The organism is Legionella nigrisilvae (genome assembly GCF_977063395.2).
In genome coordinates this window covers 526,646-551,465 of record NZ_CDRUGZ020000019.1, presented here as the reverse complement: position 1 = coordinate 551,465, position 24,820 = coordinate 526,646, and the positions used below count along the sequence as shown (strand labels likewise).

The following is a 24,820-nucleotide window of genomic DNA, read 5'->3' as shown; positions in this document are numbered from 1 at the left end:
ACCCACATTTTAAAATTTTCTCCTTACTTTCTTTAAAAACCTTTGTTCAATAATATACCGTCACTCTTTATGCCTGATTTTTGAACAAAACCCACCCTATGCTATGATTATATAATAAGCAGTTGAATTTAAATTTAATCACCTAGCCCGGAGGGCCAAGTTATGTTAGGCCGAGTCACGCGAAATGCACCTGTTAGTCCATCCCGTCGTCTAATTTTAAACCATTTGGCAAAATCCGGTAGCCTTGGAAGGCTTTTTAGCCCCGCACGCGATCTACCCTCTGAAGGTAAGCATCACCATGTGCCTATTAAAAGGGCCAAAGTCGAATATCATCAAATGCTCAGTAACTTACCCCATGGATTAGATATTATTCACCGAGGGATGGCAGGTTTTGATGAAGTAGAAAGTATTGCAATCGATGGAAGATTCGGTGCTGGAAAATACACTAGAAGACCTTTTTCTTTAAACATTGCTGAATTTATCCATAACCCTAAAAGTTGTGTGTTACTGTCGACCTCACCGGATCCACATACGGTTAAAGAATATATGATAGGATTTCAGCTCATTGCTGCAAAAGGGGCCATTGCATCCATGTGTCTACCTGCAGTATATATTCGTCCACAAACTGCAAGACATATCGATGTAGAACAGTTCGAATATTATCAAAGTATTCTCAACGCACAACAGGCACCTGGCGAATATACACGAGGTGAGAATATATTTGATCTTGCTCAGGGAAATAATGAAACCACCGTAGTTTTGGGCGCCACTAAAGAAGATGATTGGCGCCCTCAATTTGATTTTGATTTGCATAGTTTAGTACTTGTGCAAGGAGCTGGTCGTATTTTAAGCGGTTTTATTAAAGCAGATACCCTAGATACTACAACCTTCGTTAACCCACTCTTTCGTAAAAGAATAATGTCCATCGAGATTGCTTCAACTACCACCGCTGAAGGTCCCCTATTTTTTAAGTATTTCGATAAAATGAATCAAAGAGCACAAGAATTGGGAATTGCCAAAGAAGGCTTTAGAATTTTAACTATGGCTGACGCAGCGTGCATGATGGGTTCACCGAGGTATCAAGAAATTCTAGAAAAATATACAACATCTGGAGAAACCATGGTTTTGCAGGATGTTCCCAAAGAAATTCCTATTGCCTCCGAAGAACTAGTTGAATATGCACAGCAGATAATCGAAGCTAACCCTGTGAAAGAACAAATTCCTACAATTACCGACAGTTTGCATCATAAACTTTAAGTGTTGAGGAAGATTTTTCCGGCACGTGGGGTCCTTGAGATTCAGCAATGGAGGGCCCTGATAAAATTTTAGGATTCTGTCAATTGTTCTTTTATAACGCTAATGATTCCTGGTTCTCGTTGTTTAAAGTGCTTACGACACGTAGAGGAATACATATCATTACCACCAATAACAACTTGTTCCCCTTCAGTGATGACCTTTCCTTGAGCATTTAAGCGTAAAATCATGGTCGCTTTGCGTCCGCAGTGACAAATGGTTTTGAGTTCAATCAATTCATCTGCCCACGCTAAAAGATATTGACTCCCTTCAAATAATTCACCGCGAAAATCCGTACGCAATCCATAGGCAAGCACCGGAATACTCAATTGATCCGTGATTTCGGTTAATTGATGTACTTGTGCTCGCGTTAAAAATTGGGCTTCGTCCACTAAAATACATGCGTATTTTTTTTCTTGCGCTACGACGTGTTGATATAGATCATCTTTTGAATTAAATATCAAAGCTGGTTCGGATAAGCCAATACGGGAATAAACCATACCCTGCTGATACCGATTATCTATGGCCGGGGTAAATAATAAAGTATTCATGCCGCGTTCACGATAGTTATAACTTGATTGCAGGAGCACCGTACTCTTTCCTGCATTCATTGCTGCAAAATAGAAATAAAGTTTAGCCATTGGAGATCTCGATTATTTTTAAAATTCAAACATCATACCTAAATCATTGGACAAGGGTCTATAGGCAAGCAAACTCATTCGAATTATGCGATTTTAGGAGTGTTTTTTGGTATAGTACAAAGCAGCTTCTAAATAGTGCATGAGATAACTATGAACTCAAAAATAAAAACCTTATTTGCAGCATTGATATTGATAAGCACAACAGCCATGGGTCAGGCGGATGTTCTCCTTAAAGATACCCAAGGAAATACAATTTCTTTTTCCTCTTTGAAAGGGAAATGGGTTCTTATTAATTATTGGGCAGGCTGGTGTAAAACTTGTATTGACGAAATTCCCGAATTGAATCATTTTTATCGAAAACACGAAAATGATCCCATCCTCTTGTTCGCTGTAAACTATGATGGACTTCCAGTAGATAAGCAAAAAAAACTGATTCGAAAATTTAATATTTTATACCCATCATTAGCTACTGACCCTGCCCTAGCATTAGGATTAGGGGATATAATTGGCGTGCCTGTTACCTTCGTTATCAATCCACAAGGAGAACTTGTTAATACTCTTTATGGTGGTCAAGATCTTAAAACCCTAGACACCGTGATAAAAAAAACATAAATCTAGATTAGTGTTGCGTCGAAAGCTCAGTGGTCATTCCCGCATAGGCGGGAATCCATTTCGCAAACACCGTAAGGAATTAATTAAGTGCGAGACTCGCCTGTGTGGGAATGTACTAAGGATAAACAACAATTCCTCCTAATAAACTCCCCAAAAGAAGATAAATCAGAGCATTTTGAGCTAATTATTTATCGAGCATAAACGATGACATCGTAAGGTCCAAGCAGTTACAAAGATGGTGGACTATCCATTGCAAACAAACGTTGTTTTTGTGGTTTGGTAAGACGAATCTTCAATAACCAATCCCCGTCTTCATTATGTGACTCACTTAAAACAGCACCCAACTCATACAATTGCGCCCGCAATTTTGCCTGGGTCGCTTTTAGTACCACATCTTCCACAAGCACCGCTCCATGCAACTGATTGCTTATAGCCTCTTTAAGTAAATCTAAGCCCAAATTGGATGCCGCAGAAATCCATACTTTGCATTTGTCTTCTTGATAATCAATTTTAGGTTCCCAACCTTCTTGCAAATCAATTTTATTGAATACTTGAATTATGGGGACATCATGAACTCCCAATTCATCTAGAACTTGTTGCACCGAAAACACATTGTCCCGCCAGTGCGGATCCGAAATATCAATCACATGCAATAATAAGTCGGCCTGTTGTGTCTCCTCTAAAGTAGCACGAAATGCTTCTACTAATTGATGCGGTAAATCTCGAATAAAACCCACTGTATCGGTTAAAATCACCGAAGAAGAGCCAGGTAAATTGAGCTGACGCATGGTGGGATCTAATGTAGCAAACAACTGGTTAGCCACATAAATGCTTTCGCCGGTCAGTGCATTGAATAAAGTGGATTTCCCCGCATTGGTATAACCCACTAAAGACACGGTCTGCAAAGAGGCTTTACGTCTGGCTTGGCGGTTCTGGTCGCGGCTGCTACGTACTTTTTCCAAACGTTTGTTAATGTATTTAATGCGCTCTCGCAATAATCGGCGGTCTGTTTCTAATTGGGTTTCCCCCGGGCCTCGCAAGCCAATACCCCCTTTTTGGCGCTCCAAATGGGTCCAGCCTCGGATAAGTCGAGTTGATAAATGTTGTAATTGAGCCAGCTCAACTTGCAGCTTTCCTTCAAAGGTTCGGGCGCGCTGGGCAAAAATATCAAGGATCAAACCACTTCTATCGACTACTCGGCATTCAAATAAACGTTCCAGATTTCGCTCTTGTGATGGGGATAATTCATGGTTTACTAAAACCAATTCTGCATCAAGCTCTTTCACCATCTGAGCAATCTCTTCCGCCTTTCCTTTACCAATATAATACTTGGCGTCAGGAGTTGCGCGAGTACCTAAAACACAATCTAATAATTCCGCTTTTGCCGAAAGAGCTAATTCTTCAAATTCCTGCAATGCCTTATCTGCATCAACTCCCGGTAGTGCCAGTTGCACCAGTATCGCTCGCTCACCACCTTGAGGACGTTCAAACACTAAGCTGTTCTCCGAAAATATATTTTTTTATTACCATGACTAGAGGAATCTGAACCATATAATATTTCTAAACTGTAACGAAAATAAGTGCACATCATTTCTTTTATACCGTGCGCGCTTAGACTTCATACTATGGTAGACACTAAAAGTTGGCTGCTTAAAATTTTTAACTAATATAACATTTTTGGCAATGAAATCCTTACAAATAACATCTAAGTTATCTAATTCATTTGTCCATAATGCTTTTTTACTATAATCCTTAAATCCATAATATCGAGAAATGGAATGAACCCCAGGAACTAAAGGTACTACTGTCACTGCATAGATTAAGGCCCTCTGGCCCAAATCACTATAAAAAGTACTGAATCGTTTTTAGTGAGCCCATTATTTTCATAAATGAAGTTAATGTATTTTTAAAATCAAATAAGGGCCTTGGTTTGTTCTGAAAGAGATTTTCCAGTTTAAAATGATGCGTGAAATTTGTGCAACTAATGGAGCCAAGGATGGATAAAAGAAGCACCTAGAGCAATTAAAAAGAACCATTAATAGAGATACAAATAGATTTGACCGTGGTAAGGTGTAACTTTTGTTTACTAAAATCGCTACCGAATAAACTGCACATACCGATTAACAAGCCAAGAAATACAATTGAGGTAGAACTAATTTTTAAAAAAGAAAACTGATAAAAAATTTCAAAAGCGTAAAGAATAACTACTGTATAAAAATAAAATACTTAAGAAGGTTGCCGTGGGTAACGAAACTTTTCATATTAAATTGATCAACATCCATATTTCACACTATTTTCTAAATTTGCCTCTATCTTAAGTTAAAATCTTCCTTAATTAGCCCAATGCCACTGGAATCTAGATTCCAGTGGCATTGGGCTATTCTTTCCAACATAGAATAGAGAAAACGTAATTATACTTTCACATCAAAACCATCCGAGTGTTCCGCTTCTTCATTTCCACCTTTTAACTGGCTCTTATACTCTTTCATGATCTTTTGAGGATCCTTAAGAGACTCGTTTAAATTACGAACTTCGTGACCCGATGTGGTTTGCGAGAAAAAGGTTGTTTTTTTTGAGTTAGTAACAACGTAATCCGTAACACGCTTAAATCCTGTAAAAGAAATAACATTTAGAGCGTCAGCCAAAGTTTCCACAATTGCCATTAGCCAATTTCGCCTACGTACATCAACAACAGACAGCATATTCTGAGAGGCCTTCGCAATGTTCGTCCCGAACTCTTCTTTAAACGGTATGTGACCTCCATTTGCTGTTACAAGCTTCTCAATGTGCTCAGCATCCAGGTGTATTTGGGACGCATCCTTATTGTCTTTTTTAAGGACGCTTATTTCTTGTTCAAATGTACCGAAATTATCAATTTTTACTTGCTCATATTTTCCATCAGGCTTAATGTAATATAGTTTCTTAGTATCATTCGTGTTAATAAATATATAACTGTTTTTGGCGAGTTGATCAGCTTTTTCGGGTAATTCAGACCCAATATAAAGCTCACATCCGGTAGACAATTTACTCAAATTATCGAAGACTGCCCCATATAAACCCTCTCGATATTCTTGCCCTGCCGCTGCAAATGATTTAGCTTTTGCCTGAGTAGCTTCTGACCTCTCTTCGTTCCATCGATCGGCTATCTTCGCGCACGTTGCCTCAATTTTAAACAGGGAGCTTCTAAATTTTTTGCCTTGTTCCTGCTCATTTAAATACATGCTAAAAACATCTTTACCTGTAGTTTGAAGCGCACAAAGAGTTTCAATCAATTTAGTTTTCGTTGCTTCTGGTTGGCTCTCTTTACTAATTTTAATTACTACCTTTTTAAAATTTTTTGCATCATCAGAGGAATCGTCCATCGCCCATGTATAGGCCTTTTTATTTTTTATATCAAGTTGCCAAAGTATATCTAAAAATTGGTTTTTTGATGATGTAGCTTGGAATTGGGGGGTTGCCTCCTCTGGATTTAGTAACTGCTCAACCAATTCTTTCGTAGGTTCAACACCTAAATCAAGCAGAGAAAGTAAGTATTTGTTCTCTAATAATTTTTTAGCCTCTTCTACACTGATATTTAATTTTTCTTCCAGCACTTTTTTTAGATCTGGAATATCATAGAATTTATTAAAGTTAGAAATCTGCTGCAGGTCAGTAAATTGATTATATTTGTCTAAGTGCCCAAACTCGCAGAGATTGAAAGCAAGCGTTGTTAGCTGTGCGTTGATTTTATGAATAGACACACTCTGTGTGAGTTGTTTAAACCGTTCATCTGTTAATGCTTCAATAGGTAGATTAAAAAAACGTGCTTTTAAGGAGGCTATTGTTGACGGATCTTGCGATAATGTCAGAAGCCTTTGGTCAGCCTTGTTAAAATATAAAAGCGCGTTGTCAGTAAGAATAAAACGTGACCGTTGGTATGTGGCTAACTCATCGGCCCCAGGAGCGATATCCCTCTTAAAGAAATCACAAGGTTCTTCCTGATCACTTACAGGAAGTAAGTTACGTACTATTTCTTTAAATTGTGTACCTTGCTCGTCACGTAAATACAAACTAAAAACATCTTTGCCGCCACGACCATATCTATCACCAAACTCAATCGAACAAAGAGTTTCAATTATTTTGGATTTTGTAGCAGTTTCCATTTCTTCAGAGTCATTCAAGTCAGATAATATTACCCTGAAGTTTTTTGCCTTAGGCGAATCGATAAATGCCAATTTATAGGCAATCTTATTTTTTAAATTAAGTGCCAATAATATATCCATAGCCATCGACTTTGGGTGCTTAGAGTTTAATAATTGCTGAATCTGAGCAGTAGAAGCAAAAGTATTAGGTTCAATATTTGCATCCATCAATGCTCTTAATCGCTTGTTTTCTAATAAAGATATAATGTCTGAAGTGAAAGGTTTATCTAATTTGTCTTGCATTGCATACTTTAGATGTAGGAACACATGGAATTTATTAAAATAAGAGACTAACTCATTATTAGCGGCAAGCCTATTATATTTTTCTAAATGCCCCATCTCATAAAGAGAACTCATCAGTTTAATGCGTTGGGCATTATATTCTTTAATAGGAACAATTTCTGAAAGTTGTCTAAACCCTTCCTTGGTTAAGTTAACAATAGGTAGTTTAGTAAATTGTTTCCTTAATGAAGCTATTGTTGCCGGATCTTCCGATATAGTCAGAAGGCTCTTGCTTTCTGGTGCTTCGGCGTTAAAATAGAATAGTCCTTTTCCGGTAAGGATATAACGTGAGCTACCAGTTCTTAATTGGTCCAGGCTGGGAACAGTGTGCATTTCAAAAAGGCCGCAGGGCTGCTTCCCCTCACTTATTTGCGGCAGGCTTAGCACATTCCTTCTAAAATCAGGAGACTTTAAAACCTTAAGATAGTGCTCTTCACTTCTTATATTATTTTCGGCAAGCTTATGAAAGCTATTTCTTACTTCTAAACGTACTTCATCACCTTTTTTATAATGTTTAGATAGGAAATCTGAAAGTGCTTGGGTATTCAACGAGGTAAAATTGGGTATATATGTATCTTTCAAAAATCCAAAAACAACGTCTTTGAATTCGTCATGCGTAATCTTGGGTTGTTTAAATAAAAGCTCCATTGCCACCAACATAGTTGTGGGCGGTAAATTTTCACCAACAAGCCATCGTAGATTAGCATTGATATTTTTAAAGTTTACATTGTCAGTCTGCTGTAGAGCTACAAATTTAGTAAAAAAAGGAGTAGCTGTGTTACTAAGAGCTATTAACCTTAATTTATCTAACCCCAGAGGATCCTGGAAAAGCATCTGTAACAATGACTCACTATTAGAAACGTTAACAAAATTATGAAACAATTCCAAAAATTTATTGTCCTCCTTTTTAAGCTTATCAAACCACCCGAGAACACCTATTTTATCAAGATCTAGAGCCAATTGATCGAGAGCTTTTTTTCTCTTAGCTACTTCCTCTTTAACTTCTTTAACTTTCTTTTCTTTGGCCTTCTGATCTCCAGGTTCTTTGGTAATCGTCTGCAGTTTCTTTGCCAATTCTTCATTAGTTTCTTTAGCAATTGTCTGCAGTTTCTTGGTGAGCGCTTTTTTTGGCTCTAGAATTGTATATATCTGCGTTTCATTAAGTCCAATTTGTTCAGTAACTAATCCATTCAATAAGGAGTTTTCTAATAGAGGCTTACATGCTTTAGCAACATCTTCGCTTTTTAGTCTTTTGCTTAAAATATCACTTGAAGCCTTGTTTTTTACCAGTTGATTAAATGAGCTTACCCAGTGAATGTTAGGAGACAATTGAGAAAAAGCTGACAAATGCCCTAATTCAGCCAGATTTGTTGCTAATTGAATGCGTTGAATGTCTTCTGTATCTTTAACTTTTTTAGCTTCTTTAACATCTTGAACAACAACTTTACCGTCTTTAGGCTCTTTACTTTCTTTAGGTTCTAAATCCAAAACTATCTGTCGGAATTCTGCGTTTAGAACCAATTCATATGATTTAGAATCTGTTATTCTTAACGCATCGAGTTTCGTTAGAGTACGTGTCACAGAATCTAATAGCTTAGCATCATCCAAATTTTGAGATAAAAATTGAATCCATTTATCTAGTTGAATATGTTCAATCCCTGGAGCGTTATTTAAAAAATCAACCAATTTCTTAATCTTATCTTCAAGTTCTGGATGTGCTAGTAAAAACTGAACAGTTAATAAATAAACATTTTTATTCTTAGCTCCCTCTTTCTTTGCCGCGTCAACAATTTCATGTATTTTTTGTAGTCTTAAGAAAGGCTCGTCGTCCTGCAGAATAGATTTCATCAATTTATCTGCATTTTTGCATTTATACAGAGACCGTAAGTAATCTAGTTTTTGTTTTTGTAAAATTGAGCTTAACAAATTATGATTTTCAGTTTGACTTGCTAAATTATTAAAAAAAGCAATAAATTCTCCTGAGTCTTGTTCAAAGTCAGAATATCGCTCTATTTGGTTTAATGATTCTAGATTAAGTGCAAGTTGGATATGTTGAATCTTATCCGATGATTTATCATTTTCTAGAATAAAATTTAATAGTTTTGATAAATCACTATCGTCGATACATGCTTTTACTTGCTTCAGGCTCAATTGCATGCCCATTTCATGTAAAGCAATTAAAATCTGATTCTTTATTATATCTGCAGCTCTTTTTTCAACTAAATCCATCCATTGTGGATCATCATCAAACTTTTGGTCTTTATAAAATACACCTGTAAATAAGTTGAAGAGGATATTAGCATGCTCCTTAATCTTTCCATTTTCATCCAAGATGTTACCTAATATCGCACTTATAGCCGGGGAATCCGCTGCTTGCTGCAAAGCATCCATCTTGGGTAGGTTACTCTCTTCAATTGTTTTTAATTCCTTTGTTAAAAATATTCTTAAATCTACTGAAGACAAGACGTATGCTTTACGCTGCTCTGGGGGTAAATGGGTATCTTTTGTTACTATAATCATCCAATTTTCAGGTTTACCTATTTGAGCAAAGATTGATACACCTGAAGGACTACCTTTTGCATCAAGATAACCACCACCTTCGTCCACAACCTTAGGAGAATTTTCATCCGCTTCGGGATCATTCAAATCATAGAAGGGCATGTTTCCCAATAGGAATTTTAAATTTCCTGCAAATATATCACCTTGAAAATAACGATTCCTAATCGGATCCTTATCGTGAGTAAACCCTCCGTTTGATGTTATCAACTCAATAACTTGCTCTGTACTAAGATGTAATAAGTTCGTTTCCTGTTGATTAATCTCTTTGAGCCTATCATCAAATTTTATAAAATCTGTAATTGGTACTTCTTTAGACTTTCCATCTGAGTCAATGTAATACAATTTTTTATCTTCATTGTTGTTACAATAGACATAGCTTCCTTTATATTCGTCAAGATTCTCAGGTAGCACTTGTTCCAATAAATGAAGCTCACAGGTGGGTAAGTAACAAGCCTCCATTGTTTCCCTAATTTGTGGTACGCGAAATACTGGCGCTCGCTGATATAAATCTCTCTTTATTTCTTGATTATCTTCTCTATTGTTTCTTTTCAGAAAACTCGCCTCGCCGCGGGCAATGAATATTTTCGCAACTGTATCTTCGAGATAATAATATTTAGGCTCAGTTTTAGACATGGACATAGATGGATTCCCTGATCAAAAGTAATCAAATATGATCGATTTATAACATATTATAGAATATATTTTATTAACACTTCATTAAGTGTGCCCTGAAGAAAATTTATGTAAGGCACGTAGGTACACTTCAAAAGTGTATTTCTCTCTCTTAGGAGCGTAGATAAACAAGCCCAATGAGAGAGAAATACAGAAGGCTTAGTTCAGCGAATCGACCCCCGAGGCTTACGGGGTAAAACCGTTGTCATTCCCGCGAAGGCGGGAATCTATTCTTAAAAGAGCACTGTGTCTTTTCTCGAAATGGATTACCGCCTTCGTGGGAATAACAATATAGATACAAATAATGGTAATGAAGATTGGTATACTCTAATGGGACTAAGTTAAGAATATATTCTCCCTACATACGTCCCGCGACTTGTTCGCGGGATCCAGCTACGAAGCCTACATTCCTTGGTTTCCGCGAACAGGTCGCGGAACGTAGGCCCTGGGGAATATTCTTAACTATGGCCTATTCAATTCCCTAGCCTTCCTCCGGCCCTTCATTTCCAGAATTTTCATCCTCAGCCGGCATTTTTATTGCACGTGAAGGAACGACTGTAGAAATTGCGTGTTTGTAAACCATTTGGGTGATTGAATTCTTCAACATGACGACATATTGATCAAAAGAGTCCACAATCCCGTGTAGTTTAATTCCGTTGACCAAAAAAATAGATACAGGCACCTTTTCTTTGCGTAATTCATTTAAAAAGGGGTCTTGTAGTAAATGAGTTTTAGACATTGCCCACTCCTTGTTGTTATTGTATTTTTTAAAGGCAAAACATGCATCTGATCAGTTATTCGACATTTTTTGACAAAACTTTAGATTAATTTCATGACAGTTCGATTTTAATCCGTTACTATAGTTTGCAAATTTAACTCTGAATTCGATTAAAAAGGAATTTCGGTGACTTAGGCCGGAAGAGAACAAAGGAGATAACTTTTATTTTGCTGGAGTAACTCCTTTGTATATTGTTCATTACACTTTCTCATCTTCATTAAGGAGGATTAAATGGCATTTACTCGTATAGATTTAACTACGCTAAAAAATCCCTATGAGCACCTCAGCAATGGTGACGCATTGGCAACAAATGCTAAGGAACTCAACGCATTAAGCACTAAGGAACAAATTGCTCTTGCTACGAAGATCATTGCTGAGTGTCCTGAGTCAGAATTCAAACAATATGGGCATCATATAAAATCATTGAGTGACCTAACTAAAAGCGAAGAATCATTTCACTCGGTAATTTCAGAAGCATATCAAGTCAGGCAGCGTATCACTTCCTTACTTGATCCACGAAATAAGGCACCTCAGTCGTTATTTTCAAGACAAGAATTTTATCCCGCTTCCTTTCATCGTTTTAGCTCCCTCGCCGAGCACGTACTTGAAGGTAATGAATTAGCAATTGCAGAACGATTGGCTTTATGCACCCCTGAAAACGAACGCAGTCATATCGCTCATAACATAAGCACTGCCTTTCCCAAGCATATTCTGGTCGAAAAAATTCAAACTGCATTCATGCTGCGTCGAAATATTGAACGATTGTTATTAGGAGACAATCCAGAGAAATTTTTTACCAGTCGCGATTTCAATAAAGAGACTTGCAAGATGTTTATTAATATGTGTCGCACTTTATTGAAAGACCATGCAGCAACTATTGGAAGTAAATTAGGCTCTCTTGAAGCTGAGGCGCAAGTATCCATTAAACGCCACTTAGAATTGTTGCACACTGAAGTATATGATGAAACCAATCCATTCAAACAGATTGCTGATTCTATAAAAACAAAAGAAAGCATAGAGCAAAAGAAAAATGAATCTCAAGGCGGACATCCAAATAGTTTATTTAGAAACTCACTAACTCCGCCGCAGAATAGAAAAAAACAAACTAAGGAAGAACTTGAATCCAGTAGTGATGCTGATGAAAAAGAACTCTTTGATGAAGAGGAAGAATATGAAAGCACACAAGATAGTTCTCCTAACTGGCTTTAATTACATCTGCCCTTACAAAGTAAGGGCGCTTTTTTTTGATCCTTAATTTCAAGAGAGGTAAGTTAATGACGCAAGAAAAACTGACTGTCGCATTAGTACAAGAAAAATGGCACGAAAACCCTAAAGAACATCAAGACAAACTGGCATCTGGGATCCATGATGCAGCACAACAAGGAGCTGTTGTCGTTTGTTTGCAAGAACTTACTCTAAGTCCTTATTTTTGTACGCGCTCAGATGTAGATCCTGCCCCTTTCATGGAAGATATCCATACAGGTCCTACCGCCCAATTCGTCAGTAAAATGGCAAAGACTTATAATCTTTACATAACCGCTTCTCTCTTTGAAAAAGCAGGTTATAACACTGCTGTGGCATACAATAATAAGGGAGAGCTTTGTGCAATAACCCGGAAGCAACATATCCCCAGCGGTGAAAAATACCATGAAAACTTCTATTTTAAACCCGGGGATTCCAATTACCCTGTTCATCAGATCGCAGGGCATAGCTGGGGATTACCCACCTGTTATGATCAATGGTTTCCCGAGTTGTCTCGGATTTATGGTTTAAAAGGCACCGAAATCTTAGTTTACCCAACCGCTATAGGTGGTGAGCCTACGGCTCCTGAGGTTGATACGCAACCCATGTGGCAAAAAGTTATGGTTGCGCAAGGGATCATGAGTAATACATTTATCATTGCGGCCAATAGAATTGGTTGTGAAGATGGATTGGAATTTTATGGTAGCAGTTTTATTAGCACCCCTATGGGTGAAATCTTGGCGCAAGCCCCTCGCGACAAACCAGCAGTACTCGTTGCAGAATTAGACTTTAGTCAACGTGCATTGTGGGGAAGGCTATTTCCTTTTGCACAACAACGAGAACCTTCCACCTACCATGAGCTGGTAAAATCACGTTAATCCCTTTGGAATATCTATATTATGAACATCAGTGCACCATCTGAAGAAAATTTATATAACATCAATAACTGGGGTGAGGGATACTTCAGTATTAATGCCAAAGGGAATATTGAAATGAGTAAGGCACCCGGAAAGCCTGGTGTCGAATTACAAGCTATTGTTAATGCGGCGAGTAGAACAGGATTGCATTTACCGCTTCTAATTCGTTGCTCTGATATCTTACATGACCGAGTGCACCGTATTTATGAAGCCTTTTCGCAAGCCATAGAAGAAAATGAATATACGGGTCACTATAAACTGGTTTATCCCATTAAAGTAAACCAAGAGCAAAGTGTTGTTCGCGAATTATTGAAGGCACCGAATCATTCAATAGGACTGGAAGCAGGCTCAAAACCTGAGCTCATGGCGGTTATTGGCATGCTGGGCAATCAGCAAAACAGTACTATAGTCTGTAACGGTTATAAAGACAGTTATTATATTCGTACCGCGTTAATAGCCCAACAAATGGGTCATAAGGTTTTTATTGTTATTGAAAAGATTTCTGAGTTGGATATTATTTTAAAAGAATCCGCCCGCTTGAAAATAAAACCTTCTCTTGGCGTTCGCATCCGCTTAATTACTAAAAGTGCAGGAAAATGGGAACACACGGGCGGTGTCAAATCCAAATTTGGCCTTACCGCAAAACAAGTACTCGAATTAGTGAATCAATTAAAAGCCAACGACATGCTCGATTGTTTGCAACTGATGCATTGTCATTTAGGTTCACAGATTGCCAATATTCATGATATTCGTCACTGCATGCAAGAAGTGTCCCGCTACTATGTCGAGTTACGACAGCTGGATGCTCCAATAGATACTATTGATGTGGGTGGTGGACTTAGCGTGGATTATGAAGGAACGCATTCAAATCAGGGTTGCTCCATGAACTACAGCTTGCGGGAATATGCCACTCATATTCTCCTCGCCCTTCAATATTTATGTCAGGAAGCAAATGTTCCTGAACCTAATATTATTTCAGAATCTGGAAGAGCATTAACAGCCCATCACGCCGTTTTAATTTCTGATATTAGTGATATAGAAATAATTAATAAGTCTCCCTCGCTACCCGAAATTACCAATGATGATTCTCATGTGATTCGGGATATTTATGATACCTATCATTCCATAACCGCGAGCTCACCTATTGAAATCTATAACTATGCCGAGCACTCATTGAATGAAGCCCATTCTTTGTTTAAGCATGGGGTTATCAGCTTACAGGAAAAGGCTAAAGTAGAGGCATTTTATACCAATATATGCTTGGAACTTAAAACACGCCTCAATGTGGAAAATCCAACTGAAGAAGCTTTATTGGCGAAAATCAATGAAGACATGGCCGTTAAGGTTTTTTGCAATATTTCGTTTTTCCAATCGATTCCAGATGCCTGGGCTATAGGACAAATTTTTCCAATTGCTCCTATTTCACAACTTACTAAAACACCAGTCATGCATAGTGTGTTACAAGATTTAACCTGTGATTCAGATGGCACTATTAAAGAATATCTTGGCAGCTCTTGTGTGAACTCAACACTAATGTTGCCTCCTTATGACAGTAACAATCCCTACTCTCTAGGATTTTTCTTAGTGGGAGCTTACCAGGAAATATTAGGTAATTTACATAATCTATTCGGTGATACTAACTCACTGGATGTCAAACTTTTTGATGATGGACAGTTTGAGTTAAATGATTTGGTTAGTGGGGATACTGTAACCAATGTTTTAAATCTGGCTCATTTTGATACGAAAAAATTGGTCCAATCCTATGAGAAACAGTTAATCCAAGCCGAATTACCTAAAGAAACAACGCTATTATATTTAAATGAATTAAGAAGCATTTTTTCTCAATTAACTTATTTAGATGAAAACATTCGGAGAAGATAAGATGACACCAAAACAAAGTGGATTTTTTATGCCCGCTGAGTGGCATCCACATGAACGCTGCTGGATGGCCTGGCCTTGTCATCTTGAAACTTGGTCTAAGATAGGTCTACAAAAAGCACGAACCGCTTATGCTCGTGTTGCTCAAGCTATTGCTCAATATGAACCAGTGACTATGTTAGTTAACCCTGGAGATGAAGAGTCAGCCCAAAGCTTATGTGGGGATGGAATCACATTATTTACCCTTCCCATCAATGATTCATGGACAAGGGATACCGGACCTACTTTTTTGTTAAACGAAAAACAACAATTAGCGGGGGTTAATTGGATACACAATGCTTGGGGGGGTAACTATGAAGATTGCGCTCTGGATAATCAAATTGCCGCTGCAATCCTAAAACAAACGCATGCTTTATCCTTTTCAGCACCCCTGGTTATGGAAGGTGGTTCATTCCATGTCGATGGCGAAGGAACGATTTTAACCACTCGTGAATGCCTGCTGAATGAAAATCGCAATCCCCAGCTTAACCAAAAAGAGATTGAAAATTACCTGTATGATTTTCTGGGTTATCAAAAAATTGTTTGGTTAAACAAAGGGTTATTAGGTGATGAAACCGATGGACATGTTGATGAAATTGCCTGTTTCATTGCTCCGGGAAAAGTTTTATGCCTTATTACTAATGACAAAGAAGATCCAAACTATGCTGCTTTACACGAAAATCTTGAAATTCTTAAATCCACAACTGATGCAAAGGGCCGAAAGTTAGAAGTTTATACTGTAGAGCAACCCCCAGCAACTTATCTGGATGGCGAGCGATTAACTTTATCCTATATCAATTTTTATTTAGCGAACAAAGGGATTGTCATGCCAGCTTTTGGTCATGAGTCACAAGATAAGGCAGCTTATCAATTATTTACACGATTGTATCCCGGTTATCATATTACCCAAATTGATGCACTGGATGTATTTGCCGGTGGTGGGGGAATACATTGCATTACCCAACAGGAACCCAAGAGAACACGTGCTCCTCTTTGAGATATCTCTTACGTTCTGTTGCTCTATCCACGCAATGACAACAACAACCAAAAGACTATACTGTAACTATAAAGGACGACACGGAATTGTCTGACAGGAAGTCAAACTACAGGGACCAGTACATGGGATGTACTCAGCTGCAAGGACGCAGCACACTCTAATGCTTAATATATCTTATTTCTCCGTAAGAAAAAAAGTCTCTCTTCTATCTATTAATGATTCGAAGAGAGACTGTTTTTATCATACCGTCAGCTCACATTTTCTATCTCTTCATAACTTATATTGTGTCCTGAGACCTTTTCTCCTTAGTCCGTAAACTCACCCAAGTGATGCTAATTAACGTCAGAAGAACCAGCTTCCACATAATTAGAAAATGTTTTTGTTATTTATAATTTACCAAGTCATGAATTAGGTTTTCCAACTCTGGAGTTCCTAATCCTGTCACATAGTCATACCCTTTTTGGGCGGTACAATAATAACCACATTTTCCATTACTTCCAGTGGTAATATCATTAAAGTTATAATGATATTTACCAGGATTTGCTGCAGCATAAAGCACGCTAATAAAATGGGTGCCGTATACTTTAGAATAGAATGAGTTAGTAATCGCTACGATACCTGCCCATTGAGGGGCGCCAGCACTTGTGCCACCGACAACGGCCCAACCTACCCCATCGCTACTTGGAACCGAGTTATACACCGAAAAGCCTGTTTCTGGATCCGCATTATAAGCTACATCAGGAACCCCACGTTTATTAGGGGATTTTGGAATTGGCAATTTTTTTTGATGTGCAGGCCAGGGTTCTACAATACTCACTCCTCCACCACTTCCTGACCATGCCTCTTCTCCTTGATAGTTTCCGTAGTTATCCACAAGTAATGTAGTTCCGCCAACTGCCAGAACATAAGGTGAGGATGCGGGATAAAGGGTTCCTTTTCCACTATCTCCTGAAGAAGCGACAAAGGTCACCTTGGGATTATTAAATATGGGATCATAGGTAGTTTCTTCGCGAAATTCATCTCCGCCCCAACTCATCGATACCACAGTTGCTCCATTTTTAACCGCAACTTGCACGGCTTTAAATAAATTACCGATGGTATCATCTGTTGCCTCCACTAAAATGATTTTAGCTGCAGGTGCCACAGCATGTGCCCACTCCACATCTAAAGCAATTTCTCCAGCCCATCCAGCATCTGTTTTTGGTTTTTTACCCTCTGCATAGATCTTCTTAAAACACCCATTTGCTGTTGTACAGGCAGGTAAACCAAAATGTTTTGAAAAAACTCCTAAATCTGCTTCAATTTTTGGATCGTCATAAGCATCTACAATTGCAATAATTTGCCCCTTACCTTGTGAGCTCACAGAATTAAATCCATAAGCAACACGTACCTGACTCGGTGTTAATCCACTGGGTACAAAATGAGGGGTATTAGGTTTATAATGAATAGGATTATGGACTACCCCTGTCGCGTTGGGTAACGCATAGGCTGGAAGGCTCAATACACCGAGTACAGTGGATGTAACTAATAATTTAAACGGCAAACCGTTTAACTTCAATTTCATAATATCTCCTTATATCAACATAATTAAATCCTTCATTGCTTGCGAGCCTAGCAATGTTCTTACTTTGCATTAGGAACACTGGGAATAATTGACTTAATGGCAGGATACACTTGGGAGCGCTTGCAATGTATCCTCTACACATCGGGCGATTAATGCGCAGTTATCCTGTCATAGGAGATATCATTTGTCCAGAATGTTTTTCGTAGGCTGTTAATACTAGTGGCGATGCGGTCTAATGATGATTTACTGGCGTTACTTTAGGTGCCTTTGGATAGAACGAAGCCGGCTCTGAGTTTTCATTTCCCGGGTTAAGGCTTGTACCTTAATCCGGGGAATGGTAATCATTCAGTCTATAGAATAAGCACATTGACATTTTATACGTCTATATTTTCAGCTTCTAAAGCATTATTTTCTATAAACTCGCGTCTTGGCTCAACATTGTCTCCCATTAATGTCGTGAAAATAGCATCTGCAGCCACGGCATCTTCAATACTGACTTGCAGCATCCTACGTACGGAAGGATCCATAGTAGTCTCCCAAAGTTGACTGGGGTTCATCTCTCCAAGACCTTTATAACGTTGAATAGCCTGACCCTTTTTGGCTTCTTCCATAAGCCAATTTAAGGCGTGTTCAAAGTTTTCTACGAGCAGTTCTTTCTCACCTCGTTTAACATACGCTCCTTCCTCTACCAAACTTGCCAATTTAGAGCCTAAATTAACTAATTCTTTATAGTCTTTAGAGTAGAAAAACTCGACATTCATCGGAATATAATTATCCATTCCATGCTGAGTAACAATAATGCGAGGTATAAATTGGCTCGTATCCGCTATAGGGTGTACCTCAACTTGGTACTGCTCTGTTTTACTTCCAAGTTGTTGCAAACTTAAATGCAATTGTTTGCACCAGTTGGCTATTTTTTCTTGTTGAGTGAAATCTTCGCTATGCAGCATGGGCAAATACGCTACTCGTTTCAAGATATCGGTAGGATATCTTCTTTTATAGCGCTTGATAATTTTTTCAGTCCGGCGATATTGTTGCACCAAATCTTCCAATGCCATAGCTGCAATTGCCGGAGCGTCTTTTCCTGGATAGAATGCTGCTCCATCTAAAGCGCTTTGTGTTAAATATTCATACAAAGCTTCATCATCTTTAACATATTGTTCTTGTTTTCCACGCTTAACTTTATAAAGCGGTGGTTGAGCAATGTAGATGTAACCACGCTCAAGTAATTCCGGTGTTTGCCTATAGAAAAAGGTAAGTAATAAGGTTCTGATGTGTGAACCGTCAACATCGGCGTCGGTCATGATAATAATACGATGGTAACGAACTTTGTCGGGATCATATTCATCGGGTCCAATACCACACCCTAAGGCAGTGATAAGCGTAGCAACCTCTTGTGATGCTAGCATTTTATCAAAGCGGGCTTTTTCAACATTCAAGATTTTACCTTTGAGCGGTAAAATCGCTTGGAACTTTCTATCTCGTCCTTGTTTTGCAGAACCCCCTGCAGAGTCTCCCTCTACTAGATAAAGCTCGGATAATGCTGGATCTTTTTCTTGGCAATCCGCGAGTTTTCCAGGCAATCCGGCAATATCCAACGCACCTTTACGGCGTGTCATTTCCCGAGCACGTCGCGCGGCCTCTCTTGCTCGCGCCGCATCTATTATTTTTGCGACAATTGCTTTTGCACATGCGGGATTTTCCAAGAGAAAATCATTGAACTTCTCAGCGACACTGGACTCAACCACAGATTTTACTTCGGAAGAGACTAATTTATCTTTTGTTTGTGAAGAAAATTTAGGATCAGGTACTTTAACCGAAAGTACTGCAGTTAATCCTTCACGAGCATCATCTCCTGTTGGGGAAACCTTAGCTTTTTTGGCATATCCCTCAGTTTCAATATAATTGTTTAGGGTTCTTGTTAATGCAGCCCTGAATCCAGCCATATGAGTTCCACCATCACGCTGGGGAATATTGTTTGTAAAACAATAAAGAGTTTCTTGATATGAGTCATTCCACTGCATAGAGAGTTCAACGACAATATTATCTTTTTCAGCGCACATGGAAAACACGGTGGGTATAATGACATTTTTATTTTTATTTAGATGCTCTACGAATGCCTTTATTCCCCCTTCATAATGGAAGGTATCTTGTCGTTGAGATCGTTCATCAAACAAATGAATGCACACACCGGAGTTTAAATAGGATAATTCTCTTAATCGTTTGGCTAAAATATCATAGTGGAATTCAATATTGGAGAACGTTTCTGCGCTTGGTTTAAACCAAATTTGCGTTCCGGTACTGGTTGCATCACCTGTTTCTGCCATTGCCGCTTCTGGAACCCCATGGCGGTAATGTTGTTCATGAATTTTACCATGACGACGCACTGTCAAATGCAACTCTTCCGATAAGGCATTAACTACTGAAACCCCAACACCATGCAACCCCCCTGATACTTTATAGGAGTTATCATCAAACTTCCCTCCGGCGTGAAGTACAGTCATGATGACTTCCGCAGCAGAGCGGCCTTCTTCTTTATGAATGTCAACGGGGATTCCTCGCCCATCATCTTTGACACTAATTGATTCATCCGAATGAATCGTAACGAAGATTTCCTTGCAGTATCCTGCCAGTGCTTCATCTATTGAATTATCAACAACTTCAAAAACCATGTGGTGCAGACCGGTACCATCATCCGTGTCACCGATATACATCCCGGGGCGTTTTCGAACTGCATCTAAACCCTTTAGGACTTTAATATTATTTGAATCGTAACTGGCATCAACGCTCATTAGGTGGTCCTCTTACCCTATTTGGTGGTGTTCTGAATCCCTTATCATAGCATATTTTACGCTTCGTTTATATGTCATTCAGGAACTTTACATATAATCTAGATGAGGTGAATTAGTAGGCAATAATCGATAAAATTCGATTTTTGATTAGATTATTTCACTAATGCATTAAGACTTTTGCTTTGTTTCACGTGAAACATTTATTTTGGATTTTTTAATACGCCTTCATTGATTTGATAGGTTAAATGTTCTTGATCCGAAACTTCAGAAATAAGTTCTGCTGGAAATATAGTAGAAGTTATTACATATTGACCCGCGCGTTGAGCTAGATATTCCATAAGTTTCTTTTGATGGGTTTCATCCAATTCAGCGGGGAGGTCATCAATTAAATACAAGCAATTTTGGTGCAAAAGATTGGCTTGCGCTAATCGTAAAGCAATAAGAATAATTTTTTGTTGTCCGCGAGATAAAACTTGCTTAGCCTTATTTTGATTAACTTCAATAAATATATCCGCTTGATGTGCACCAAATTGGGTGTAGGTCTTTAGCTTATCAGCAGCAAAACTCTCTAATAATATTTGTTCCAATTCTTTGCCAGAGTTTTTCTTGTCCCAACCTTTATAGTAGCTTATCGTGCAGTCAAATTGACATAGCCTATTTAGCACCGTGACAAACTCCTGTTTCCATTGCGTAAAATACTCCTCACGTAGAGCATGTAATTGTGTGGCTATTTGACTAAGTTGTTTATCCCAGGGGATAAAATGCGCTACAGGGGCATGTTGTTTCAACAGGGCATTGCGTTGCTTTAATACTCTTTTGTATTCTTTCCATAAAGATAGATAGTTATGTTTCACGTGAAACAAACCCCAATCCAACAAACTTCGTCGTATTGAAGGACCAGCATCGATAATTTGAAAAAGATCAGAATAAAAAATCTGACAAGGTAAAGCGTAGGCCAATTGGCTGGTAGTAGAGCAAAATTGGTTATTTAACTTAATTTGAGTGGGTTCAGAATAGGATTTTTGAATACTAATAGTTTGTTGCTCTTGTCCTCGAGCGAAAACAGTTAAAGAGGATTGTTCATATGAAATAATGGGTGAGATTTCCCGTGAGCGAAATGAATGGCCACAGCTTAGGAGGTAAAGTCCTTCCAGGATAGAAGATTTTCCACTTCCATTTGGCCCATATATAAAATTAAATCTGGGACTTAAGCCCAGATTTATTGATAAAAGATTTCGTAAATGGTGAATTTTTAATTCAGAAAGGATCATATTTTCATGGGCATTATAATATATTGGTAATCATCATCATCTAATGACTCAATTAAAATGCTGCTGTCAGTATTTGATAAAGACAGACGGATTTGTCCATCCCCAAAATGTGAGAGCACATCGAGCAAATAAGTAGCATTCAAACCAATTTTTAATTCATCACCCTGTGTTTCCGCGATTAAAGATTCAACCGCTTCCTCTTGTTCATTATTATTAGCAATTAAAGTTAACATGCCAGGTTGCAAATGAAGCATAACTGCTTTTGATTTTTCATGAGCCAAAATAACAATACGTGACAAAGAACGTTTAAAAATAGAACAGTCGATAATAATCTGCTTATCCTGATTTTTAGGAATCGCTTTTGTATACGGAGGGAAACGCGCTTCAATCAGTTTAGATAAGAATATAAATTGACGTGATACTAATTTAAAATGTGATTTTCCGGCAGCCAGTAATATCTCATCATCGTCAATACTATTGAGAAGACGGAGCAACTCCTGGATTCCCTTTTTAGGTAATAAAAGTTTCTTTTCATTGGTATTAGAACATTGATGACGACAAATCGCCATCCGATGCCCATCTGTAGCAACAGCAGAAATTAGATTCGGTTCAAAATCAAGAAATAAGCCATTAAGAAAGACACGAACATCTTGTTGGGCCATAGCAAAATGCGTGGATTGCAATAACTTTAATAAAACCAAACGGGGAATAGTTAATTCAACCTCGTTACATTCATCTTCGCTTAAAGGATAACCATCAGCCGGTAACGTAGTTAATTTAAATGAACTCCGACCTTGTTTGATGGTTAAAAGAGCATTATCAACAATTACCTTAGGGCTGGGCTCATCATCTAAAGAGCGAATGATGTCGATAAATTTTTTCGCAGGTACCGTGATAGTCCCTACCTGTTGACCCGATTCACAAGGTACTTGGGCAGCAATTTCAATTTCAAGATCCGTAGCAGTTATATGTAACGTATCTTCGGATAATTTAAGATAAAAATTCGATAAAATAGCTAAAGACTGCTTTTTATCAACAGCGCCAGCAACGGTAAGTAACGGAGAAAGTAAATCCTCTTTTTTAATAGCGAATTCAAACAAGATAGAACTCCATTTAACACTTAATAATAATAAAATAATTGCTTCATCGCTCCTAATAAAAATCTGAATAAAGATTCTCAGGAGAAGCGGAACCAGGTATTTTAAAAGACCTGGATGAATTTTTTAATCAAGCGTTCTACTAGATTTTCGCAAAACACCGTGATGTTTGAGCAGTTTTCCTAATTGACTAAGAAGACAAAATACGCATTAAATTTTTATAATCTTCTGCAAAATCACTGTCATCCTGAACCAATTCCTTAACTTTCCTGCACGCATGGATAACTGTTGTATGATCACGGCCACCAAAATGATCGCCAATTTCAGGCAGGCTATGATTGGTTAATTCTTTACTTAAAGCCATCGCCATTTGTCTAGGGCGAGCAATGGAACGACTGCGGCGTTTTGATAAAATATCAGCCACTTTGACCTTATAATACTCAGCGACCGTTTTTTGGATATTTTCGATGGTAACGAGCTTATCCTGTAGAGCCAAAAGATCACGCAACGCTTCATGAACAAACTCAATAGTAATAGGCTTCCCAGTAAAGTGAGCATTGGCAATAACTCTACGTAATGCTCCCTCGAGCTCCCTAACATTGGAACGAATACGCTTTGCAATAAAAAAAGCAACTTCATAGGGTAATTCGATGTTCGACTGTTCCGCTTTGCTAATTAAAATAGCAACACGTGTTTCGAGCTCAGGTGGCTCAACCGCAACCGTTAACCCCCAGCCAAAACGTGACTTCAAACGTTCTTCCATTCCTTCAATTTCTTTAGGATATCGGTCACTGGTTAAAATAATTTGTTGTTGTCCTTCCAATAACGCATTGAAGGTATGAAAAAATTCTTCTTGAGATCGATCTTTACCGGCAAAAAACTGTATATCATCAATAAGTAAAGCATTAAGAGAGCGATAAAAACGTTTAAATTCATTGATAGAATTGGTCTGGATAGCCTTAACCATATCCGCAACAAAACGTTCAGAATGTAAATAAAGGATTTTTGCATCCGGATTATTTTTTAATATGGCATTACCAATAGCATGCATCAGATGGGTTTTCCCTAAACCCACACCGCCATAAATAAATAGTGGATTATAGGCATCGCCGGGTCGTTCAGCGACCTGCATTGATGCTGCACGAGCAAGTTGGTTGGAATTACCCTCAACAAAACTTTCAAAGACAAATTTTTTGTTTAAATGACTACTCTTATAATCGACAGCTTTCTTAGGTACCGTCTTAAGTGAGGGGGAACTGACTGAAGTAGATACATTGGCATCGGATGAAAAAGATCCAACAGAACTAGAGGATCCTGAATCTGACTCAGTACTCGAAGTTTTGGTGCCAATTTCAATAGAAATCGATTTAATCTCATCACCACAAAATTGTTTTATTAGCTCTTCAATTCGTGCAAAAAAATGCTTTTTTACCCAATCTACAACAAATCGATTAGGTGCAAATAAAACGAAACGTTGCTCATCTGTGTGAGCCTGTAAAGGACGCAACCAGGTATTAAATTGTTGAGCAGAATACTCATCTTGCAAGAGACCTAAACATTTTTGCCAAACAGATGCTGACACAACATAACTCCTCATTAAATAAGGGTGGTAAAAAGAATATAAAACTAATTATCCACAGCATTTAAATATGCCACTGAAAGTACCTGGACAGCAAGATAATTAAGTATGAAATTATTACGTATAAAATCGAGAAATAGAATTTCTTCGGTTTACTAAGATGCCGCTGCAAGCAAATTATACTCAGCCTTGGGGATAAAGAAAAGTTATCCACAAAAAAAGTGCACGTATTTCAGAAGTAAGAGGAAAAAAGGGGCGCAGGCAATTCAAATTCAAAGGTTACAAAGAACTATGTGAGGGATGTACCATTTTTAATTTTAATGAGATTTGCCAAGGTGATGTTAAAAATAAGATTAAATATAAAGCAGATTGAATCAAGTTAGCTATGAATAGATGGGATCGAATGACGGGTATAAGATGCTAATA

15 protein-coding genes are annotated in these 24,820 nt (G+C 38.1%); 6 read left to right on the top strand and 9 right to left on the bottom strand.

The annotated features are described in order from the left end of the window. The first annotated feature begins 162 nt into the window (after nucleotides 1-162). A complete protein-coding gene (locus tag ACWTE2_RS07485) occupies nucleotides 163-1,257 on the top strand; it encodes a hypothetical protein (RefSeq protein ID WP_182392139.1) in 1,095 nt (364 codons plus the stop codon). A 68-nt stretch (nucleotides 1,258-1,325) separates the two neighbouring features. Here the strand turns inward: ACWTE2_RS07485 and ACWTE2_RS07480 are convergent, their stop codons facing one another. Beyond that, nucleotides 1,326-1,934, bottom strand: coding sequence for a thymidine kinase (locus ACWTE2_RS07480; protein WP_454784843.1), 609 nt, complete (start codon nucleotides 1,932-1,934; stop codon nucleotides 1,326-1,328). Nucleotides 1,935-2,084: 150 nt separating this feature from the next. Between ACWTE2_RS07480 and ACWTE2_RS07475 the strand changes: the two genes are divergently transcribed. Further along, nucleotides 2,085-2,546, top strand: a complete 462-nt coding sequence (locus tag ACWTE2_RS07475) for a TlpA disulfide reductase family protein (protein ID WP_182392137.1) — start codon at nucleotides 2,085-2,087, stop codon at nucleotides 2,544-2,546. A gap of 227 nt (nucleotides 2,547-2,773) precedes the next feature. Here ACWTE2_RS07475 and hflX read toward each other — a convergent pair whose 3' ends face one another. The 3 genes from hflX to hfq form a co-directional block, all read right to left on the bottom strand. Continuing rightward, nucleotides 2,774-4,039 (bottom strand): ribosome rescue GTPase HflX, encoded by a 1,266-nt coding sequence (gene hflX, locus ACWTE2_RS07470; RefSeq protein WP_182392136.1) that lies wholly within the window; start codon nucleotides 4,037-4,039, stop codon nucleotides 2,774-2,776. Between the two features lie 918 nt (nucleotides 4,040-4,957). After that, nucleotides 4,958-10,207: a hypothetical protein gene (locus ACWTE2_RS07465; RefSeq protein WP_454784842.1), complete on the bottom strand. Its 5,250-nt coding sequence runs from the start codon at nucleotides 10,205-10,207 to the stop codon at nucleotides 4,958-4,960. 514 nt (nucleotides 10,208-10,721) lie between these two features. Continuing rightward, nucleotides 10,722-10,979 (bottom strand): RNA chaperone Hfq, encoded by a 258-nt coding sequence (gene hfq, locus ACWTE2_RS07460; protein ID WP_454781520.1) that lies wholly within the window; start codon nucleotides 10,977-10,979, stop codon nucleotides 10,722-10,724. A gap of 270 nt (nucleotides 10,980-11,249) precedes the next feature. On the opposite strand from hfq, the gene ACWTE2_RS07455 reads away from it, so the two are divergent. The 4 genes from ACWTE2_RS07455 (at nucleotide 11,250) to ACWTE2_RS07440 (ending at nucleotide 16,091) form a co-directional block, all read left to right on the top strand. Beyond that, complete coding sequence (locus ACWTE2_RS07455; protein WP_454784841.1) at nucleotides 11,250-12,227, top strand: lpg0008 family Dot/Icm T4SS effector; 978 nt, start codon at nucleotides 11,250-11,252, stop codon at nucleotides 12,225-12,227. Nucleotides 12,228-12,292: 65 nt separating this feature from the next. Continuing rightward, entirely contained in the window at nucleotides 12,293-13,138 is an 846-nt protein-coding gene (locus ACWTE2_RS07450; RefSeq protein WP_182392131.1) for a carbon-nitrogen hydrolase, read from the top strand. Between the two features lie 21 nt (nucleotides 13,139-13,159). Beyond that, on the top strand, nucleotides 13,160-15,058 hold the full coding sequence (gene speA / locus ACWTE2_RS07445) for a biosynthetic arginine decarboxylase (protein ID WP_454784840.1): 1,899 nt from the start codon (nucleotides 13,160-13,162) through the stop codon (nucleotides 15,056-15,058). A gap of 1 nt (nucleotide 15,059) precedes the next feature. Next, nucleotides 15,060-16,091 carry an agmatine deiminase family protein gene (locus tag ACWTE2_RS07440; RefSeq protein ID WP_454784839.1) on the top strand — a complete coding sequence of 344 codons (1,032 nt, stop codon included), beginning with the start codon at nucleotides 15,060-15,062 and terminating at the stop codon, nucleotides 16,089-16,091. Nucleotides 16,092-16,473: 382 nt separating this feature from the next. On the opposite strand, the gene ACWTE2_RS07435 is transcribed toward ACWTE2_RS07440, so the two are convergent. The 5 genes from ACWTE2_RS07435 to dnaA form a co-directional block, all read right to left on the bottom strand. After that, nucleotides 16,474-17,655 carry a S53 family peptidase gene (locus ACWTE2_RS07435; RefSeq protein WP_454784838.1) on the bottom strand — a complete coding sequence of 394 codons (1,182 nt, stop codon included), beginning with the start codon at nucleotides 17,653-17,655 and terminating at the stop codon, nucleotides 16,474-16,476. Between the two features lie 374 nt (nucleotides 17,656-18,029). Continuing rightward, nucleotides 18,030-20,447, bottom strand: a complete 2,418-nt coding sequence (gene gyrB, locus ACWTE2_RS07430) for a DNA topoisomerase (ATP-hydrolyzing) subunit B (protein WP_182392127.1) — start codon at nucleotides 20,445-20,447, stop codon at nucleotides 18,030-18,032. Between the two features lie 200 nt (nucleotides 20,448-20,647). Beyond that, complete coding sequence (gene recF, locus ACWTE2_RS07425; protein WP_454784837.1) at nucleotides 20,648-21,718, bottom strand: DNA replication/repair protein RecF; 1,071 nt, start codon at nucleotides 21,716-21,718, stop codon at nucleotides 20,648-20,650. Next, complete coding sequence (gene dnaN / locus ACWTE2_RS07420; protein ID WP_454784836.1) at nucleotides 21,715-22,818, bottom strand: DNA polymerase III subunit beta; 1,104 nt, start codon at nucleotides 22,816-22,818, stop codon at nucleotides 21,715-21,717. The genes recF and dnaN overlap by 4 nt, the downstream gene beginning before the upstream one ends. Nucleotides 22,819-23,005: 187 nt before the next feature. Beyond that, nucleotides 23,006-24,397: a chromosomal replication initiator protein DnaA gene (gene dnaA, locus ACWTE2_RS07415; protein ID WP_182392124.1), complete on the bottom strand. Its 1,392-nt coding sequence runs from the start codon at nucleotides 24,395-24,397 to the stop codon at nucleotides 23,006-23,008. Between the last annotated feature and the right edge of the window lie 423 nt (nucleotides 24,398-24,820).